General features: G+C 68.6%; 15 protein-coding genes. 7 read left to right on the forward strand and 8 right to left on the reverse strand.

The window, feature by feature from the left end; all coding sequences use genetic code 11:
- Positions 1–112: 112 nt before the first annotated feature.
- Positions 113–1,639 (reverse strand): protein kinase domain-containing protein, encoded by a 1,527-nt coding sequence (locus tag QH276_RS10970; protein WP_280398155.1) that lies wholly within the window; start codon positions 1,637–1,639, stop codon positions 113–115.
- A gap of 134 nt (positions 1,640–1,773) precedes the next feature.
- Positions 1,774–1,938, reverse strand: a complete 165-nt coding sequence (locus QH276_RS10975; RefSeq protein ID WP_280406719.1) for a hypothetical protein — start codon at positions 1,936–1,938, stop codon at positions 1,774–1,776.
- Between the two features lie 282 nt (positions 1,939–2,220).
- On the opposite strand from QH276_RS10975, the gene QH276_RS10980 reads away from it, so the two are divergent.
- Both QH276_RS10980 and argH read left to right on the forward strand, forming a co-directional pair.
- Positions 2,221–3,423, forward strand: coding sequence for an argininosuccinate synthase (locus tag QH276_RS10980; RefSeq protein ID WP_280398141.1), 1,203 nt, complete (start codon positions 2,221–2,223; stop codon positions 3,421–3,423).
- Between the two features lie 415 nt (positions 3,424–3,838).
- Complete coding sequence (gene argH / locus QH276_RS10985; protein WP_280398142.1) at positions 3,839–5,263, forward strand: argininosuccinate lyase; 1,425 nt, start codon at positions 3,839–3,841, stop codon at positions 5,261–5,263.
- A 320-nt stretch (positions 5,264–5,583) separates the two neighbouring features.
- On the opposite strand, the gene idi is transcribed toward argH, so the two are convergent.
- Positions 5,584–6,162, reverse strand: a complete 579-nt coding sequence (gene idi / locus QH276_RS10990) for an isopentenyl-diphosphate Delta-isomerase (RefSeq protein ID WP_280398143.1) — start codon at positions 6,160–6,162, stop codon at positions 5,584–5,586.
- Between the two features lie 165 nt (positions 6,163–6,327).
- Between idi and QH276_RS10995 the strand changes: the two genes are divergently transcribed.
- Positions 6,328–9,270: an AMP-binding protein gene (locus QH276_RS10995; protein WP_280398144.1), complete on the forward strand. Its 2,943-nt coding sequence runs from the start codon at positions 6,328–6,330 to the stop codon at positions 9,268–9,270.
- A 22-nt stretch (positions 9,271–9,292) separates the two neighbouring features.
- Here QH276_RS10995 and rffA read toward each other — a convergent pair whose 3' ends face one another.
- A complete protein-coding gene (rffA, locus tag QH276_RS11000; protein ID WP_280398156.1) occupies positions 9,293–10,417 on the reverse strand; it encodes a dTDP-4-amino-4,6-dideoxygalactose transaminase in 1,125 nt (374 codons plus the stop codon).
- Between the two features lie 368 nt (positions 10,418–10,785).
- Positions 10,786–11,799, reverse strand: coding sequence for a glycosyltransferase (locus QH276_RS11005; RefSeq protein ID WP_280398145.1), 1,014 nt, complete (start codon positions 11,797–11,799; stop codon positions 10,786–10,788).
- A 772-nt stretch (positions 11,800–12,571) separates the two neighbouring features.
- Here QH276_RS11005 and QH276_RS11010 point away from each other — a divergent pair.
- Together QH276_RS11010 and QH276_RS11015 are read left to right on the forward strand one after the other, a co-directional pair.
- A complete protein-coding gene (locus tag QH276_RS11010; protein ID WP_280398146.1) occupies positions 12,572–13,057 on the forward strand; it encodes a GtrA family protein in 486 nt (161 codons plus the stop codon).
- Positions 13,058–13,105: 48 nt separating this feature from the next.
- Entirely contained in the window at positions 13,106–13,336 is a 231-nt protein-coding gene (locus tag QH276_RS11015) for a Trm112 family protein (protein ID WP_280398147.1), read from the forward strand.
- A gap of 45 nt (positions 13,337–13,381) precedes the next feature.
- On the opposite strand, the gene QH276_RS11020 is transcribed toward QH276_RS11015, so the two are convergent.
- The 3 genes from QH276_RS11020 to QH276_RS11030 are packed head-to-tail and all read right to left on the reverse strand — an operon-like array spanning position 13,382 to position 15,605.
- The gene (locus tag QH276_RS11020; protein WP_280398148.1) at positions 13,382–14,020 is read right to left on the reverse strand and encodes a TetR family transcriptional regulator; all 639 of its coding nucleotides are present in this window, start codon (positions 14,018–14,020) and stop codon (positions 13,382–13,384) included.
- A complete protein-coding gene (locus QH276_RS11025; protein ID WP_280398149.1) occupies positions 14,017–14,871 on the reverse strand; it encodes an ABC transporter permease in 855 nt (284 codons plus the stop codon). The genes QH276_RS11020 and QH276_RS11025 overlap by 4 nt, the downstream gene beginning before the upstream one ends.
- Positions 14,868–15,605, reverse strand: a complete 738-nt coding sequence (locus QH276_RS11030; RefSeq protein ID WP_280398150.1) for an ABC transporter ATP-binding protein — start codon at positions 15,603–15,605, stop codon at positions 14,868–14,870. The genes QH276_RS11025 and QH276_RS11030 overlap by 4 nt, the downstream gene beginning before the upstream one ends.
- 198 nt (positions 15,606–15,803) lie before the next feature.
- On the opposite strand from QH276_RS11030, the gene QH276_RS11035 reads away from it, so the two are divergent.
- Entirely contained in the window at positions 15,804–16,424 is a 621-nt protein-coding gene (locus tag QH276_RS11035; protein ID WP_280398151.1) for a DNA-3-methyladenine glycosylase, read from the forward strand.
- A 64-nt stretch (positions 16,425–16,488) separates the two neighbouring features.
- Entirely contained in the window at positions 16,489–17,781 is a 1,293-nt protein-coding gene (gene tyrS / locus QH276_RS11040; protein ID WP_432278591.1) for a tyrosine--tRNA ligase, read from the forward strand.
- Positions 17,782–18,352: the final 571 nt, after the last annotated feature.

Genomic DNA, 18,352 nt, shown 5'->3' on the forward strand with positions numbered 1-18,352 from the left:
AAGGGTCGTCGATCCGGCGTGTGATGTGAAGACCGGAGTGGGTGGGCGTCGGCTGCCAGGCGCGCACCGGTGAGGTGTCGAGTGCCGATCCATCAGCTCGCCGGTGCAGCTCCTACCACCCGCGTGGTGTATTCCGCCGGAGTGCCGTGCGGTAGGCGATCCAGCGGCCGGTAGTACCGAGGCAGCCGCATATCATTCCGACCGCTGAACCGATGACCAGTACCTTCATGGGCTGCAAGCCCAGGTAATCGAAGCCCAGTATCCGCCCTGAGAACAATGAGATGTCCAGTATGCGCACTGGTATGACGAAGTCGAGACCACCGGTGAGCACGCCCACCCCCGAACACACGATGGCCAAGATTTGCCCGATGCGTCTTCCTGATATCAGAAGTAGCCAGGCGCTGTTCGACAGCAGCACGAACAGCCCACCGGCCAGGATCACGGCAACGTCGGTCACATCTGGGCCACTCGAATCGAGAGCAAACCGAAGTTCTCTCAGGAGCGCAACTGTCCCGAACAACGCAACCATCAGCGTGCCGATGGCTGCGATCACGGCCGTTGCTGCGGACGGTTTCCGTTCGAGCCGTTCTTCCGTCCGGCGTGGCCTTGCGGCGTACGGGCGCGGGTAGGTGGGCGGTATCCCCACCGGCGGAGTTGGCCACCTCCCTGGTGGTGACACCGGTGGAACCGGTTGATGCTCAGGTTCCGGGACGGCTGGTTTCGGGTGCCCTTGTGGTGCGTTGTTCACCGCGGTCGGTGCCGAGCCGGCGATATCGGCCGCGATATGCCGGCCTTCGAGGGCGCCGCGGGCTGCAGCGGTGAATTCGCTGCACGACCCGAAGCGGTCGTCGCGCTGTTTGGCCATGGCCCGTTCCAGCACGGCATCTATCGCCGGGGGCAGATCGGGGCGGGTAGCGGTGAGCCGGGGAACCGGCTCGGTCAAGTGCCCCATGACCACTTGACCGGGGTTCGTCGCGGTATACGGCGGCTGCCCGGCGAGGATCGCGAACAGCGTGCACGCCAGCGAATACTGATCGGAGCGGTGGTCCACCGGCTGCCCGGACAGCTGTTCCGGCGAGCCGTAGGAGAGGGTCGCGGAGAAAGTGCCCGTGGCGGTGACCTTCGTACTGGCCGGGTCGGTGAGGCGGGCGATCCCGAAGTCGGTCAGTATCGCGTGCGATTCGCGGAATGCGTCCGACGCGGCGATCAGGATGTTGGCCGGTTTCACATCGCGATGCAGGACGCCCTGACTGTGCGCGTAGTCCAGCGCCGAAGCGGTCTCACCGGCCAGTCGCACCACCGTGGCCGCCGGATGCGCCCGGGGATCCAGAGACGCCGCGTCGGTACCGCGGACGTATTGCATCGCGATCCACAAATGCCCGTCGTCGGCGCCGCGATCGAGCACGCCGATGATGCCGGGGTGTTCGAGCCGGGCGATGACATCGGCCTCGCGTTCGAAGCGGCGGACCAGCTCGGTATCGGTGGAGACTTCGTGGTTGAGCAGTTTGAGCGCGACACTGCGCGGCAGCCGCGGGTGGCGGGCGAGATAGACCGTCCCCATTCCGCCACGGCCCAGGACTCTTTCGATCCGGTACCCGGCGAACGCCGTACCCACCCCCAGCACTGCCGCTACCTCCATCACGTTCGAACGCCGTGACGGTACCGCACTTTCCGGGTACGGGTCCGGCGGCTCGGGCGGCACACCGCTATCGGCGGAGGTGGCCCGCGCGGCCGGCCTCCGAGGTCACCGGGCATCCGGTGACGAAGGGGCGATCAGGTGTTGACCAGCTCCTGCAGGAACGGCGTCGCGAATTCGATGCCCATCACGCCGAGTGAGAGGGCGGCGTTGCCGAGGGTGATGACGATGAAGCCGATCGTCTCGTAGTTGTCCTGTGCCCATTGCTGAAGTGTCTGCACGGTCTTGTCCTCCCTTGCCATCGCGCTTCGGGATGTGACCAGCGTCTCACGCCCGGACCCGGCCGCCAAGGGGCCGTTATCGAGCTGGATGGGTGACCGTGGTGATATCGACGCAGGTAACGACCGCCGTGCCCCCCAGTTATGAATGAGATTGCACCATCGTGCATAATCATTTGCAACGGCGGCGCGAGCCTGGCCGGCAACGGGCCAGCATACTGCCGGCCAACGGTCACCGGACCCCGCGGAGACCGCACAGAGAAACACACCGCAGACCTACGCACACATCCGAGGGAGCACCAGAACATGTCCGATCGCGTCGTACTCGCCTACTCCGGTGGGCTGGACACCTCCGTCGCCATCAGCTGGATCGGCAAGGAGACCGGCGCCGAGGTCGTGGCCGTGGCCATCGACCTGGGGCAGGGCGGCGAGGATATGAACGTGGTGCGCCAGCGCGCCCTCGACTGCGGTGCCGTGGAAGCGGTCGTCGTCGACGCGCGTGACGAATTCGCCGACGAGTACTGCCTGCCGACCATTCAGGCCAACGCCCTCTACCAGGACGAGTACCCGCTGGTGTCGGCCATCAGCCGTCCGCTGATCGTCAAGCATCTGGTGGAGGCCGCGAAGTTCCACGGCGCCACCACCGTCGCGCACGGGTGCACCGGTAAGGGTAACGATCAGGTCCGGTTCGAGGTCGGCATCGGCGCCCTGGCGCCCGACCTGAACGTGATCGCCCCGGTCCGGGACTACGCGTGGACCCGGGAGAAGGCCATCGCCTTCGCCGAGGAGAACAAGCTCCCGATCAACGTCACCAAGAAATCGCCGTTCTCCATCGACCAGAACGTCTGGGGCCGCGCCGTCGAGACCGGGTTCCTCGAGGATCTGTGGAACGCGCCCACCAAGGACGTCTACGACTACACCACCGACCCCACCGTCAACTTCGAGGCGCCCGACGAACTCATCGTCACCTTCGACCGCGGTGTCCCGGTCGCCATCGACGGCCGCCAGGTGAGCGTGCTGGAGGCGATCGTCGAGCTGAACAAGCGCGCGGGCCGCCAGGGCGTCGGCCGGCTGGATATGGTCGAAGACCGGCTGGTCGGGATCAAGAGCCGCGAGATCTACGAGGCCCCCGGCGCCATCGCGCTGATCACCGCGCACCGCGCCCTCGAGAGCGTCACCCTCGAGCGCGAACTGGGCCGGTACAAGCGGCAGGTGGAGCAGCGCTGGGGCGAGCTGGCCTACGACGGCCTGTGGTTCTCCCCGCTCAAGCGGGCTCTCGACGCGTTCGTCGCCGAGACCCAGCAGCACGTCAGCGGTGATATCCGGATGGTGCTGCACGGCGGCAACGTGGTGGTCAACGGCCGCCGCAGCGACCAGTCGCTCTACGATTTCAACCTCGCGACCTACGACGAGGGCGATACCTTCGACCAGTCGCTGGCGAAGGGGTTCGTGCAGATCCACGGCCTGTCCTCGAAGGTCGCCGCGAAACGCGATCTGAACCAGAAGTAGAAAGTATCGCCGGGCCTCGGCGACGCGGCCCACGCCGCTTCCCGGGGCCCGGCCGACGTAGCCGACGGGCACGGCCCGGTGGCCGACTGATCGGGCCTTGCCCGGTCGCCCAGAACGACGGCCGGATCTTCTTTCCGGACGGCTGGGCGGCCTACCGCTGTCTCGCCCACTCCGGACGAGGCGGTTGAGCCCACGCGGCCGCGGCGTACCTGCGGTTCCGCGGCGTAGCGCTCGGCCCGGTGCCGAGGCCCGGCGACCGAAGGCCGGACGGCAACCCGCCGGGCGCGCAGCCACCGTCGATCGTGGCGGGCCTCGAATACGGCGCATTGCCGGGTGCCGCGGCCGGGCGTGGTGAGCGGCGGCGGACAGAACCAATACCGTAGGGCTGGGTAAACCCGGCCGGGTAAATCGAGATGTGGGAGAGGCGACAGTGGGCACCAACGAGGGCGCATTGTGGGGCGGGCGGTTCGCGTCCGGTCCCGCCGAGGCGATGGCGGCGCTGAGTAAATCGACCCAGTTCGACTGGGCGCTGGCGCCCTACGATATCCGCGCGTCCAAGGCGCATGCCCGGGTGCTGAACAAAGCCGGGCTGCTGTCGGATACGGACCTGACGGCCATGCTCGCGGGCCTGGATCGATTGGCCGCGGACGTCGAATCGGGAGCCTTCACCGCGGCCGAATCGGACGAGGATGTCCACGGTGCGCTCGAACGCGGGCTGATCGAACGGGTCGGGACCGAACTCGGCGGCCGGCTGCGGGCCGGCCGTTCGCGCAACGACCAGGTCGCCACCCTGTTCCGGATGTGGCTGCGCGACGCGGTCCGGCGGATCGCGGCCGGCCTGCTCACCGTGGTGGACGCGCTGGCCGATCAGGCCGCCGCTCATCCGGACGCGGTGATGCCCGGAAAAACACATCTGCAGGCCGCGCAACCCGTGCTGCTGGCCCACCATCTCCTCGCACACGCCCATCCCTTGCTCCGGGATATCGACCGGCTCCGGGATTTCGACAAACGGGCGGCCATCTCGCCGTACGGTTCGGGTGCCCTCGCGGGATCCTCGCTCGGCCTCGACCCCGAAGCCATCGCCGCGGACCTGGACTTCACCGCCGCCGCCGCGAATTCCATCGATGCCACCTCGTCCCGCGATTTCGCGGCCGAAGCGGCCTTCGTTCTGGCGATGATCGGGGTGGATCTGAGCCGGATGGCCGAAGAGGTCATTCTCTGGAGCACGCCGGAGTTCGGCTACATCACCCTCGCGGACGCCTGGTCGACCGGTTCCTCGATCATGCCGCAGAAGAAGAACCCGGACGTCTCGGAACTGACCCGCGGCAAGGCCGGCCGGCTGATCGGCAACCTCACCGGACTGCTCGCGACCCTGAAGGCGCAACCGCTGGCCTACAACCGGGACCTGCAGGAAGACAAGGAGCCGCTGTTCGATTCGGTAGCCCAGCTGGAACTCCTGCTGCCCGCCATCGCCGGCCTGGTCTCCACGCTCACCTTCCACACCGAACGCATGGCCGAACTCGCCCCGGCGGGGTTCACCCTCGCGACCGATATCGCGGAGTGGATGGTCCGGCGGGGAGTGCCGTTCCGGGTGGCGCACGAGGCGGCCGGCGCCTGCGTTCGTACCGCCGAGGCACGCGGGGTCGGGCTCGACGAGCTGACCGACGCCGAGTTCGCGGGTATCGATCCGGCTCTCACCCCTGATGTCCGCGAAGTGCTGACCGTCGCGGGTTCGGTGGCCTCGCGCAACGCCCGCGGCGGAACGGCGGGGGAGCGGGTGCGCGAACAGCTCGCGGAGGTCCGGCAGGCGGCCGCCGAGATCCGCGCCTGGCTGGACTGAGCCCGCGACCGACCGCCCGTCCGGAGCCCGCGTCCCGCGGGCTCCGCAGTACGCTGAAATCTGCCCATACGTAGATATGCGCATCAAGGCATCCATCCGGTCGAGCCGGAAAAGCTGAGGAAAGGCAATGCCCGGACGCGCCGAGGGCTCAGGAATGCCAGGCGGCACCCGGGACCGCCGGGACGGTGTCCGACTCGCCGTCGTGGTAACCGGTCGGCGTGGCTTCCGCGTGACCATCCTCCTCACCGGATGGCGCAGCCTGGTCCGTGAGTCGCCTCGTACCGGGCCGGAGCGCGGTTCGTCCGGTTCCGCGGAGTGGTTCAGGAAGCCGGCTGCTGTGTGGTGGCGACCTCGAGCACGCCCGCGAACCACGGGCTGAACTCGTCCGGTTCCTCCTGTAGCCGCCGGCGCAGCTCGTCCGGCCGCATCCAGCGGTAAGCGGCGACCTCGGCGGGGTCGGGTTCCGGAGCGACGTCGTCGAGCGACCCCACCAGCACGTGATCCCATTCGTGTTCGACGTACCCGGTGCGCGGATCCTCGGCGCGATACCGGTAGACCCCGACCTCGGTGAGCGCGACCCGCAGCCCCATTTCCTCGGCCAGCCGGATACCGGCGGCCTCGGTCACCGTTTGCCCCGGTGCCGGATGGCCGCAGCAGGTGTTCGACCATCGCGCGGGGAACCGCGTCTTCCCGGAGGCGCGCTGTTGCAGCAGTGTCTGCCCGGCGCTGTCGAAGATCAGCACCGAGAAGGCCCGATGCGGCGCCCCCGGCGCCCGATGCGCCTCGGCGACCGCACACGAACCGACGGTGTTACCGGCCGCGTCCACCAATTCCACGGGCAGCGACTCCCGGTCGGGGGCGGGGCGCCCGGGCCTCGGGATACTGGTCGGATCGGTCACGATCACCACCCTAATCGGCGCGGGCGTGCGGTTCCGCCGAGGTGACGGGTACATGATGTAGATGTCACAACGGGCGGTCGGCCCGGCGTGCGATATGGCAGGGTTTGGTGCATACCTCATGGTTTGTGAGGTGGACCATGCCGCGGGCAGGGCTGGGAGTGGAACGTGAAGTTGAGTGTGCGAGGTTTGATGGGTTCGGCGCAGCGGGTGATGGCCACCGCGCAGAACGGTCTGGAAGTCATCCGCTTCGGCGGGCTCGGCCGCGATACCGACTCCTCGCCGTTCGATATCGCCGAGCGCCGTCCCATGTACCGGCTGCGGCACTACTTTCCCGCCGAGACGGCGGGCGGCCCGGTGGTACTGCTGGTCCCGCCGCTGATGGTCAGCGCCGATATCTGGGACGTCAACGGCGACGACGGTGCCGTGGGGATGCTGCACCGCGCCGGAATCGATTGCTGGGTGATCGATTTCGGTTCGCCGTCGACGGAAGAGGGCGGCTGGCAGCGGGACCTGGCCGATCACGTGCTGGCCGTGCACAGCGCCATCGACACCGTGTGCGCGGAAACCGGCCGCACCGTGCACCTCATGGGTTATTCGCAGGGCGGGATGTTCGCGTACCAGGCCGCCGCGTTCCGCGCGGGCAAGGGAATCGCGAGCATCGTGACCTTCGGCAGCCCGGTCGATATCGTCGCCGGGATGCCGCTCGGGCTCCCGCACGCCGCGGTCACCGATCTGGTGGATTTCGCCGCCGATCACGTGGTGCCCCGGCTGCCGATCACCGACCGGATGGTGCGCATCGGATTCCAGCTGCTGGACCCGGTGAAAACCGCGAAGGCCCGGATCGATTTCCTGCGCCAGCTACACGACCGGGAGGCGTTGCTGCCGAAGGAACGCCAGCGGCGTTTCCTGAGCAACGAGGGTTGGGTCGGTTACGCGGGACCCGCCGCCGCGGATCTGCTGAAACAGTTCGTCGTGCACAACCGGATGATGCTCGGCGGTTTCGTCATCCGGGATCAGCCGATCTCGCTGGCCGATCTGAAATGCCCCATCCTGGCCTTCGTCGGGGAGGTCGACGAAATCGGCCAGCCCGCCGCGGTCCGCGGTATCGTCCGCGCTGCGCCACGCGCGGAGGTCTATGAATCCTGTGTGGTGTCCGGGCATTTCGGGCTGGTCGCGGGTTCGGTGGCGACCCGCTGCACCTGGCCGCGGGTGCGTGATTGGGTGGGCTGGGTCGAGGGCGGTAACCCGCTGCCGGAGGAGATCGTGCCCATGGCCGATCAGGCCCCGGCGGATGCGCCGCGGACCGCGCTGCTGCGGGCGGTGCACACCGCCACGGCGCTGGCCGAGGCCGGTGCGGATGTCGGCCGGGCACTGGAACATGTGGCCGCCAATACATTGCGCGGTTCGGTCGGGGTGGTCGAGGGCGCGGCCCGTACGTTGCCCCGGCTGACCCGGCTCGGCATGATCCAATCCGGCACCCGCATCTCCATCGGCCGGCTCATGGCCGAACAGGCGCGCCGGGCACCGAACGGCGAATGTTTCCTCTTCGACGACCGGGTGCATACCAACGCGGCGGTCGACGCCCGGATCGAGAACGTGGTGCGCGGCCTGATCTCGGTCGGGATCCGCCCGGCCACCCGGGTCGGCGTGGTGATGGAAACCCGGCCCAGTGCCCTGGTGACCCTCGCCGCCCTGTCCCGGATCGGGGCGGTCGCGGTCCTGCTGGCCCCGGAAAGCGATCTGACCAGCGCACTGGATCAGACCGGGACGGTGATCCTGGTGTCCGACCCGGAGAACGTGCGGCACGCCGTCGCGACCGGTGCCCGGGTGCTCGTGCTCGGCGGCGGCGATTCCCGCGGCCTGGCCGTCCCCGACGGCACCGACCTCGTGGACCTGGAACAGATCGACCCCCAGCGGGTGCGGCTACCGGGCTGGTACCGCCCGGACCCCGGGCGGGCCCGGGAACTGGCCTTCATCCTGGTGTCGGGAACCGGCGACCGGCTGGATATCAAGTACATCACCAACCACCGCTGGGCGCTCTCGGCCTTCGGAACGGCGTCGGCGGCGGACCTGGACCACAAGGACACGGTGTACTGCCTGGCCCCGCTGCATCATTCGTCCGGTCTGCTGGTGAGCCTCGGCGGCGCCATCGCCGGCGGTAGCCGGATCGCGCTGGCCCGGTCGCTGGATCCGGCGCGCTTCGCCGAGGAAGTGCACCGGTACGGGGTCACGGTCGTGACCTACACCTGGACGATGCTGCGCGATATCCTCGACGCCGAGGTCTTCCCGGCCGGATATCCGCATCCGATCCGGCTGTTCATCGGATCCGGGATGCCCGCCGGATTGTGGCGGCGCACGATGGAACAGTTCGCCCCCGCGCGGGTACTCGAGTTCTACGCCTCCATCGAGGGCGATGTGGTGCTGGCGAATGTGCCCGGGGTGAAGTTCGGCTGCAAGGGCCGCCCGGTGCCGGGCACGGCGCGGGTCGAACTCGTGGCGTTCGATCCGGTGACCGGGCAGGTCATGGTCGACGACAACGGGTACGCCCGGCGGTGCGCGGACAACGAGGTGGGCCTGCTGATCGGTTCGGCGGGCGCCGGGGTCGACCTGTCCCGCGGCGGCTTACGCGGTGTGTTCGAACCGGAGGATTCCTGGTTGCCCACCGAGAACCTGTTCCGCCGCGACAGCGAGGGCGACTACTGGCTGGTCGACCGGATCGATACGGTGATCCGCACCCGCCGGGGCCCGGTGTTCACCCAGCCCATCGTGGATGTGCTCAACGATATCGCCGCGGTCGATATGGAAGTCGCCTACGCCCTACCGGCGCGGGACCGCATCCTGGCGGTCGCGGCGGTGAGCGTACGCCCGGGTTTCGAACTCACCGCCGACGATATGACCGAGGCGCTACGGTCGCTGCCGCCGGTACAGCGGCCGGATCTGGTCTACGTGGTCGACGATATTCCGCGCAGCCCGTCGTTCCGTCCGTCGGCGCATGCGGTACGGGAAGCCCATACGCCCCGGCCCGGGCCCGGAACCTGGTGGTACAACCCGGATTCCGAGTCCTACGAGGATCTGGCCGACGTCGGGTCGCTGGGCCTGCTCACCTGAGCGCCCGGCACCGTGCCGGGGCTCAGCAGCGGAATTCGGTGACGGCCTCGAGTACCCGGTCGAGCTGGCCCCGGGTGAGCGTCGGCCACAGCGGAAGTCGTACGAGGGTCGCCGCGAAATCGGCACTGCGGGTGCACGGCACCGGGGTGCGGCCGTACTTGAGTCCCGCGGCACTGGAATCCAGCGGTACGTAGTGGAACGGCGCCACGATGCCGCGCGCGGCGAGATGCCGGATGAATTCGTCGCGGGTTTCCTCGCCGGGCATACGCAGATAGAACAAATGCGCGGTATGCCGCCGATCCGGCGGAACGGTCATCGGTACGACGCCCTGCGCCGCTGCCCACGACGCCAGCCCGGCCGCATAGGTGTGCCACACCCGGTGCCTGGCCCGCTGGATCGTATGGAACTCGGCGAGCTGCGCGTCGAGCACCGCGGCGTTCAGCTCACTGGGCAGATAGCTGGATCCGATGTCCTGCCAGGAGTACTTGTCCACCTGACCACGCAGGAACCGCGCCCGATCGGTGCCCTTCTCCCGGATAACTTCCGCCCGGCCCATCAGGATGTCGTCGGAGAGCAGCAGGGCGCCGCCCTCACCGCAGTGCACGTTCTTGGTGTCGTGGAAACTCTGCGTACCCAGCGTGCCGAGGGTGCCCAACGGCCGGCCCCGCCAGGTACCGCCCAGGCCGTGCGCGTTGTCCTCCACGATCGCCAGGCCGTGACCACGGGCGAGCTTGCCCAGCGCGTCCATATCCGCCGCGACCCCGCCGTAGTGCAGTACCACGAGCGCCTTGGTGTGATCGGTGATCGCCGCCGCGGCCGCCGCCGGGTCGATATTGCCGGTGGCGCTGTCGATATCGACGAAAACACAGGTCGCCCCGTGCACCGCAAAGGCGGCGGCGGTGGAGGTGAAGGCGAAACTCGGCACGATCACCTCGTCGCCCGGACCGAGTTCCAGCAGCAGCGCCGCCAGTTCCAGCGCGTGCGTGCACGACGTGGTGAGCAGCACATGCGGTGCCCCGGTGATCTCGGCCAGTTTCGCGGTCGCTGCCGCGGTGAACGGGCCGTCGCCGTGGCAGTGGTCGGATTCCAGGACAGCGGTCACATTGGCCAGTTCCCGGGCCGCCCGGTACGGCCGGCTGAAAATGATCCTTTCGCGCGCCGCGTCGTTCCCGCGAAGAGACGGGTGCCCGGCGTTTTCGTGCCGTGCGGCCGCCTCCGATACCGACCCGCTCCCGCTGTGTCCACCGCGGACCAGCACGGACCCTGCGTCACGCGGCGCCACCTCCTGCGGGCCGGGCGTGCTCCGGCTGTGTCCGTCGTGGGCGGGGAGTTCTGCGTGTGTGTACTGTGCTGCGGCCTGCGGGCCGGGCCTGCTCTCGCTGTGTCCGTCGTGGGCGGGGAGTTCTGCGTGTGTGTACTGTGCTGCGGCCTCCGGGTCTGCCCCGCTCCTGCTCTGCCCGTCGAAGAGGGGAGGGGGGCCCGCGGGGTGACGCTGCGCTACCTCAGGGCCCGCGCTCATCCGACGGCCGGCTCGGTGCGGGGCCGGGCGCGGGGTCGCGCGGCCTCGGCCGGTGGGCGGGGAGTGGGCGATTCGATGGTGAGATACAGCGGTTTACCCACCAGAATGTGCAGCACCACGCCGAGGTATTCGGCGATGAGGCCGAGCGAGAACAGCAGCGCCCCCGAGCACAGCAGAAGCACCACGATAATCGACGCCCACCCCTCGGGGTTGTTGTCCCCGCTGGTCAGCGCGGTGTAGATGATCACCCCGGCCAGAATCGCGCCGGCCAGCGCCAGGGTGACGCCCAGCAGGCTCACCACCCGCAGGCCGCGAGTCCCGGTGCACAGCACCATCTTCCAGAACAGCGAGAACAGCCGCCGGTAGTTGTACCCGGATTCGGTGCGGCCCTCGCTGCGCAACCGCACCGGTGTGCTCGCCGTCCGGCCGACCACCCAGGTCAGCGCGACATCGAGATAGGCGCCGTTGGCGGCGACCTCGGCGAGCCGGCGCCCGATATCGCCGCGGATCAGCCGGAAACTCTCGAAGCGAGTGGACGCGGGAAACGCGAACAGCGTGGCGAGTACGAGTTTCGCTCCGCGCGAGGTGATATTGCGCAGCGGTCCGTGCGGGCGGGTGTTGGTGGGCCGCGAATACACCAGATCGGCGCGGTCCCGGTAGGCGGTGTCGAGGAATTCGGCGATGCACGCCGGATCGTGTTGCCCGTCCTCGTCCATGGTGACGATCCAGCCGCCCCGCGCCGCGGCCATCCCGGCGATAGTCGCGGCGTCCTGACCGTAATTGCGGCTCAACCAGATCACCCGGACCAGCGGATTCTCCCGGGCCAGGCGCTGCAGCACCAGATCGGAGCGGTCGGGGCCGCAGTCGTGCACCAGGACGATTTCGGTGACGCGGAACCACAGCCCGCCCGGCGTCCTACTGCTGGTGGCGAGTTCGGACAATTCCCGGACCAACCCGGTGACGGTCTCCTCCCCCCGGTAGACCGGGACCACCACCGAAACCCCGCACACTCCGGGCGAATCGGTATCCGGTCCGGGACCGGTGGCGGTCGAACCGGGTAGTAAAGATCCAGGGGCGCGGAGCGGCGCGGAGCCGGTCGTCGTACGGCGGCGGGTATCCGGACCGGAAACAGAGCTGGGCGAAAACGGCATTGGCGAGATCGACTTTCGACGGAGGATAACGCGTGCCGGGTCTCGATGACGCTGGTGAGCCCGAGAAATGCGAACTCTAGCAGGTGTAGTGGGCGCTGTGCGGGTAGATCGGGTGTGCGTCGTTGCGGTTGTTCACCGGCGCGGGCACGGTAGGGTGTGGAACCCATGGCGTACGGTCGAGCCGATGGTCACCGAGATGCGCTCGGAGGGGGTCCGGTGTGCGCCGCGGTGGCGTTCGCCGCCTACTCGGCGGGGCCATCGGCGAATTCCCGGCATTCCCGAACCGGCGACACCGTGTCCGGGTATGCGCCGTCGCGGGTGATGGACGGGCGATGCCGGTGGGACGGAAGGTTCCCGGTGCCGCTGCCCGGGCGCCGCCCGCAGGACAGCAGCTTCGCGATCGGCGAGGCCGGTCCGCGCGCCCCGGTACAGCTGCCGATCGAGAGGGCGACGAACAGTTTCGCGGTAGGGGACACCCGCCCCGGCAACCCACGGCATCCAGATACGCATCGCGCGCAGGTGCGGAGATGAATCCGGACTCGGGGCGGCGGAAGGCCCGTCCGTCGTGGTCGCTGGCTACGCTGCGCAGACAGCCCACGCGCGAACGGACCGGAAGGCCTGTATGCCGACCATGACCAGTAAAACCACCGGCACTCCGGACACCACGCCGGCTGGTGGATGTCTCGCGGCCGGAACACCCCCGACCGACTCCGGGCTCCTGCTGCGACTGGTCCGCCGGCAGGAAGTCGCGTTCGCGATCGTCGGTGCCGTCAACACCGTCATGGGCATCGTTCTCACCGTGGCCTGGCTCACCGTCCTGGGTGATTCCGTGCCGCCGTCGGCCGGCGTCGCCGCCGCCTATCTCACGGGTATCGGTATCGCGTTCGTCCTGCACCGCCGGCTGGTGTTCCGGGTCCACGGGCGGATCATCCGCGATTTCCTCGGGTTCGCCGCCGTGAACTGCGGGGGTCTGGTCGCCAACGCACTACTGCTGGAAGTCGCGGTCGGTCTGTTCGGTTTCCCGCGAGCGCCGTCCGCGGTGGTGGTCATGGGAGCCGTCGCCGCCGGTACGTTCCTCGGCCACCGGTACATCTCATTCCGCCGGCCCGTGGTGTGAACCGGAGCCCGGCGGTGCCGGCCGGGGGTCCGGGTACGCTTCACTTCCATGTCGGAGCAAACCATTCTCGACCCAATGCTGCTGAGCCTGCTGGCCTGTCCGCAGGACAAGGGGCAACTGCACCTGGTCCGCACCGGCGACGGCGCGGACGTGCTGTACAACCCGCGGTTGCGCGTGGCCTACCCGATCGACAACGGGATCCCGGTATTGCTTGCCGACGAGGCCCGCACGGTGGACGAGTCCGAGCACGCCGATTTCGCCCGTCAGTTCGGCGAGTAGCACTGCCCTCAGGGACCCACGCCGATTCGGCGGGTAGCGCTGTCCTCAGGGCCGGTGGGGTTCCGGTGGGCCCGTCCCGATATCCCCGGTGAGATAGCGCTGCAGGGTGGGCCCCACCGCGGCGACCACCTGATCCAGCGACATCTCGGTGACCGGCTGCAGGTTCACGATCTTGCGGGTCACCACCACCCCCACCATCTGCGACGCGGCCAGCGCCACCCGCGCCCGGCCGTCGTCGGAGTCGGTGGCGATCCGCCGCCGGACCCGCTCCAGAACCACCGCCAGCAAGAAATCACGCACCAGCGAGACATCGCCACCGGCGACCAGACTGCGCACCAGGGCCACCGCCCCGGCGCCGGCCGGGGAGTCCCACAACCCCACCACGGTGCGCACGATGGTCTCCCCCAACCGGTCCACCGGCACCGCATCGACCTGCGCGAGCACGACCTCCGGATCGACCGGCAGTTGCACCACCGCGGCGAACAACTGTTGTTTCGTACCGAAATAGTGGTGCACCAGCGCGGGATCCACGCCGGCGTCCGCCGCCACCGCCCGGATCGACGTCTTGTCGAACCCGGTCTGCGCGAACCGCGCCCGGGCGGCCGCGAGTATCGAGTCCCGGGTGCCGGAGGCTCCGGGACGCCGCCCCGACCGGCCCGGACGCGCGCTGTCCGCCGGGCTCACGCGGTCCGGCGGCGCAGGGTCGCCGCGCCCAGGCCCAGGGCCACCGCCGCGAACGCGGCGACGATCGCCAGATCCCGCCACATCAGCCCGGTGGGTTCGCTGTGGACCGATACTTCGTGCAGCGCGTCCACCGCATAACTCAGCGGCAGCACATTGCTGATCACCTCCAGCCAGCCGGGCAGTTGTTCGCGCGGTACCAGCAGCCCGCACAGGAATATCTGTGGTGCCGCCACCACCGGCATGAACTGCACCGCCTGGAACTCGGTCCGGGCGAACGCACTGCACAGCAGTCCCAGCGCGACCCCCAGCACCGCGTCCACCATGGCGATGAGCACTACCCATCCGGGATTTCCGGCCGCATCCAGTCCGAGCAGGCCGAACGACACCAGGCAGGCCACCGCCGCCTGCGCGGCGGCGGCGAGGGAGAACGCGGTGCCGTACCCGCCGAGCAGATCGAGTTTGCTCAGCGGTGTGGTGAGCAGCCGTTCGAGTGTTCCGGACGTGCGTTCACGCTGCATGGCGATCGCCGTGATCAGGAACATCACGATGAACGGCAGGATTCCGAGCATGCTGATCCCGACCCGGTCGAACAGCGTCGTCGTCTGCTGCGGCGAGGCCGGAACATCCTGGTAGATGAAGTACAGCAGCGCCATCAGCAGCGCCGGGACCACCAGGATCATGGCGACCGTGCGGTGATCGTTGCGCAGCTGCCGCAGAATCCGGCCGGTGGTCGCCAGATAGGCCCCGAGCGGCCGGGGTCCCGGGGGACGTTCCGGAGTACGTGCCGCGGGCCCGGGGTGGCCCGGGGCCGCGGTCTCCGGCCCGGTATGCCGGTCGCTCGTATTGCTCATGCCGCCTCCTCGGTGCCCAGGGTGATGAGGGCGAGAAAAGCCTGTTCGAGGTTCTGCTCGCCGGTGCGTTCGCGCAGTTCGTCGGGGCTCAGCTGGGCCAGCAGCCGGCCTTCCCGCAGGAGCAGGAGCCGATCGCAGTGTTCGGCCTCGTCCATCACATGGCTGGAGACCACGAGCGTGGTCCCGCCTGCGGCCAGTTCGCGGAACTGCTTCCACAGCTCGACCCGCAGCACGGGGTCGAGCCCGACGGTCGGCTCGTCCAGTACCAGCAGCTCCGGCGCGGCGACCAGCGCGCAGGCCAGTGAGGCCCGAGTGCGCTGACCACCGGACAGTTCGTCACCGCGCTGATCCTGATGGTCGAGCAGGCCGACGGCGGCGAGCGCACGCTCGACCCCCTCGCGGTCCGCGCCGTACAGCGCAGCGAAATAGGCGACATTGTCGCGGACGCTGATATCGGCGTAGATACTCGGCGCCTGCGTGACGTAGCCGATCCGCCGCCGCAGCCGGGCACTGCCGCCGGGCAACCCGAGCGCGGTGATTTCCCCGGCGGCCACGATCTGGGTGCCCACGATGCTGCGCATGAGGGTGGTCTTCCCGCACCCCGAAGGCCCCAGCAGCCCGGTGATCGATCCCTGCGGGATGGTCAGCGAAATATTGTGCAGCACTTCTCGTTTACCGCGACGCACGGTGAGGCCGCGTACCTCCACAGCGTTCGGTGTGCCGGTTTCGGACATGGACCGCCCCTATTCATCCGGTGTTGAATTCACTATGTGTTGAATTCTTCGCCGCCGCGCGCCGCACCACAAGACCCCAGGCGGAAAACCTCGTCAACCCGGGCGGCCGCGCCCGGTCCTACCGGGCCGGCGCCACGTAACCGTGGGTGGCATCCACCCCCGCTGCGCGCATCACGAGCCGGTTGCGAGAATCCACGGGTGAGTGCCGACGAACTGGCTGTTGATCCACTGACCGCCGCCCAGCGCCTGCTCGGCGCGACCCTGTGGTCGGGCCCGGTGGCCGCCTACATCGTCGAGGTCGAGGCCTACGGAGGTGACCCGGCCGGCCCCTGGCACGATCCGGCCGCCCACTCCGGCCGTGGCCGTACGCCGCGCAACGCCGCGATGTTCGGCCCGCCGGGCCGGCTCTACGTATATCGCAGCTACGGCATGCACACCTGCGCCAATGTGATCAGCGGCCCGGACGGCGTGGCGTCCGGGGTGCTCCTGCGATCCGCGGAGATCACCGCCGGCCACGACATCGCCCGCACTCGCCGTCCGGCCGCCCGGGGCGACGACGACCTGGCCCGGGGCCCGGGCAACCTGGGCAGTGCCCTCGGTATCCGGATGGACGACTACGGCACCGACCTGTTCGACGGCCGCTCCGGAATCCGGCTGGAACTCGGTGTGCCCGCCGATCCCTCCCGGATCGCGGCGGGGCCCCGCGTCGGCGTGAGCGAAGAAGCCGACCGCCCCTGGCGGCTCTGGCTGCGCGATTCCCGTGCCGTCTCGGCCTACCGCCGTAGCCCCCGGGCGCCACGGGTGGAGGAATCCGCCTGACAGGCATCGCCGGTCGGCGCGCCTGATCGCACCGCCCGCAATCGGCTTGCGGTGGTACGCGAAGATGAAACCCGTGAGCAGCGACATCATCGACGAACTGACCTGGCGCGGTCTCATCGCGCAGTCCACCGACCTCGACGCGCTGCGGCAGGCGCTGGCCGCCGGCCCGCGCACCCTCTATGCCGGCTTCGATCCCACCGCGGCCAGCCTGCACGCCGGGCATCTGGTGCCGCTGCTGGCCCTGACCCGGTTCCAGCGCGCCGGCCACCGGCCGATCGTCCTCGCCGGCGGCGCGACCGGGCTGATCGGCGATCCCCGGGAGGTCGGCGAGCGCACGATGAACTCCGCCGATACCGTCGCCGCGTGGGCCGAGCGGATCCGCTCCCAGCTGGAGCGGTTCGTAGACCTGGACGATTCGCCGACCGGCGCGCTCATCGTCAACAACATGGACTGGACCGGCGAACTGAGTGCCGTCGACTTCCTCCGCGATATCGGCAAGCACTTCTCGGTGAACGTGATGCTGGCCCGCGACACCGTCAAACGGCGGCTGGAGGGCGAAGGCATCTCCTACACAGAGTTCAGCTACATGCTGCTGCAGGCCAACGACTACGTGCAGTTGCGCCGCAACCACGACTGTGTCCTGCAAGTGGGCGGCTCGGACCAGTGGGGCAACATCATCGCCGGTGTCGAGCTGAACCGTCGCGTGGACGGCGCGGCGGTCCACGCATTGACGGTGCCGCTCGTGACCTCTGCCGACGGCAAGAAGTTCGGCAAGTCCACCGGCGGCGGCAGCCTCTGGCTCGATCCGGAGCTCACCAGCCCGTACGCCTGGTACCAGTACTTCGTGAACACCGCCGACGCCGATGTCGTCCGCTATCTGCGCTGGTTCACCTTCCTGGACCGCGACGAGCTGACCGAATTGGAAGTGGCGACCGCGGAACGTCCGCATGCCCGGGAGGCCCAGCGCCGGCTCGCCGCCGAGATGACCACACTGGTGCACGGTGAGCAGAACACCCTGGCCGTGCAACTCGCCAGTCAGGCGCTGTTCGGCCGCGCCGAACTCCGGGATCTCGACGAACCGACCCTGGCCGCCGCCTTGCGGGAAGCGGCCGGTGAAGGCGAGGTCGCACAGGTCGTGTCCGGGCAGGACACGATCGTGGACCTGCTCGTGGCCTCGGGTCTGTGCGAAAGCCGTGGCGCGGCCCGCCGGACGGTCACCGAAGGCGGCGCATCGGTGAACAACGAGCGGATCAAGGACCTGGATTGGACCCCGGAAACCGGCGATTACCTGCACGGTAAGTGGCTGGTGCTGCGCCGGGGAAAGCGCAACTTCGCGGGTGTCCGGCGGGGTGCTTGAAATTGATCTTGGTGGGCTGGGTCACAAATCCCCCGCCCGGCCCACCGGATCGCCGCTCGACAGGCCTCTGACCAGCGCAGATGGGGGTAAGAAGTGGCGATTTGACGTAGCGTTCTCCGCCGCGTAACTTATTCAACGTCAGAGCGACACGGACACCGACCAGGGGCCCGGAGCGAGGCGGAAACGCCGAGCCGGAGGGACCAGGGACAACGAGGTTGTACGATGAGCGCCTGACGGAACCGGCCGAAGAGCGGAGTTTGACTCTGAGCCACTGGACGGTTAAGCTAGAAAACCTGCCCCAACGAAGAACTGGTTAGCCAGTCTCCGAGTTGTGTGCGTGTGTTCTTTGAGAACTCAATAGTGTGTTGATGAATGTCAGTGCCAAATATTTGATTTGGTTTCGGTTCTTCATACCCCCGTGTGGAGGACTGAACATTTGAGTCAGCTAAATTCCAGCTGGCGATTGTTTTGCTAGGTTTTCGGACTCTAGTTTGTACTTTTGATTGCGCCCTTTCGGGGTGTGATTGTGAGTCTTCAACGGAGAGTTTGATCCTGGCTCAGGACGAACGCT

The sequence above is a fragment of the Nocardia carnea genome, assembly GCF_029869215.1.
GTDB lineage: Bacteria > Actinomycetota > Actinomycetes > Mycobacteriales > Mycobacteriaceae > Nocardia > Nocardia carnea_B.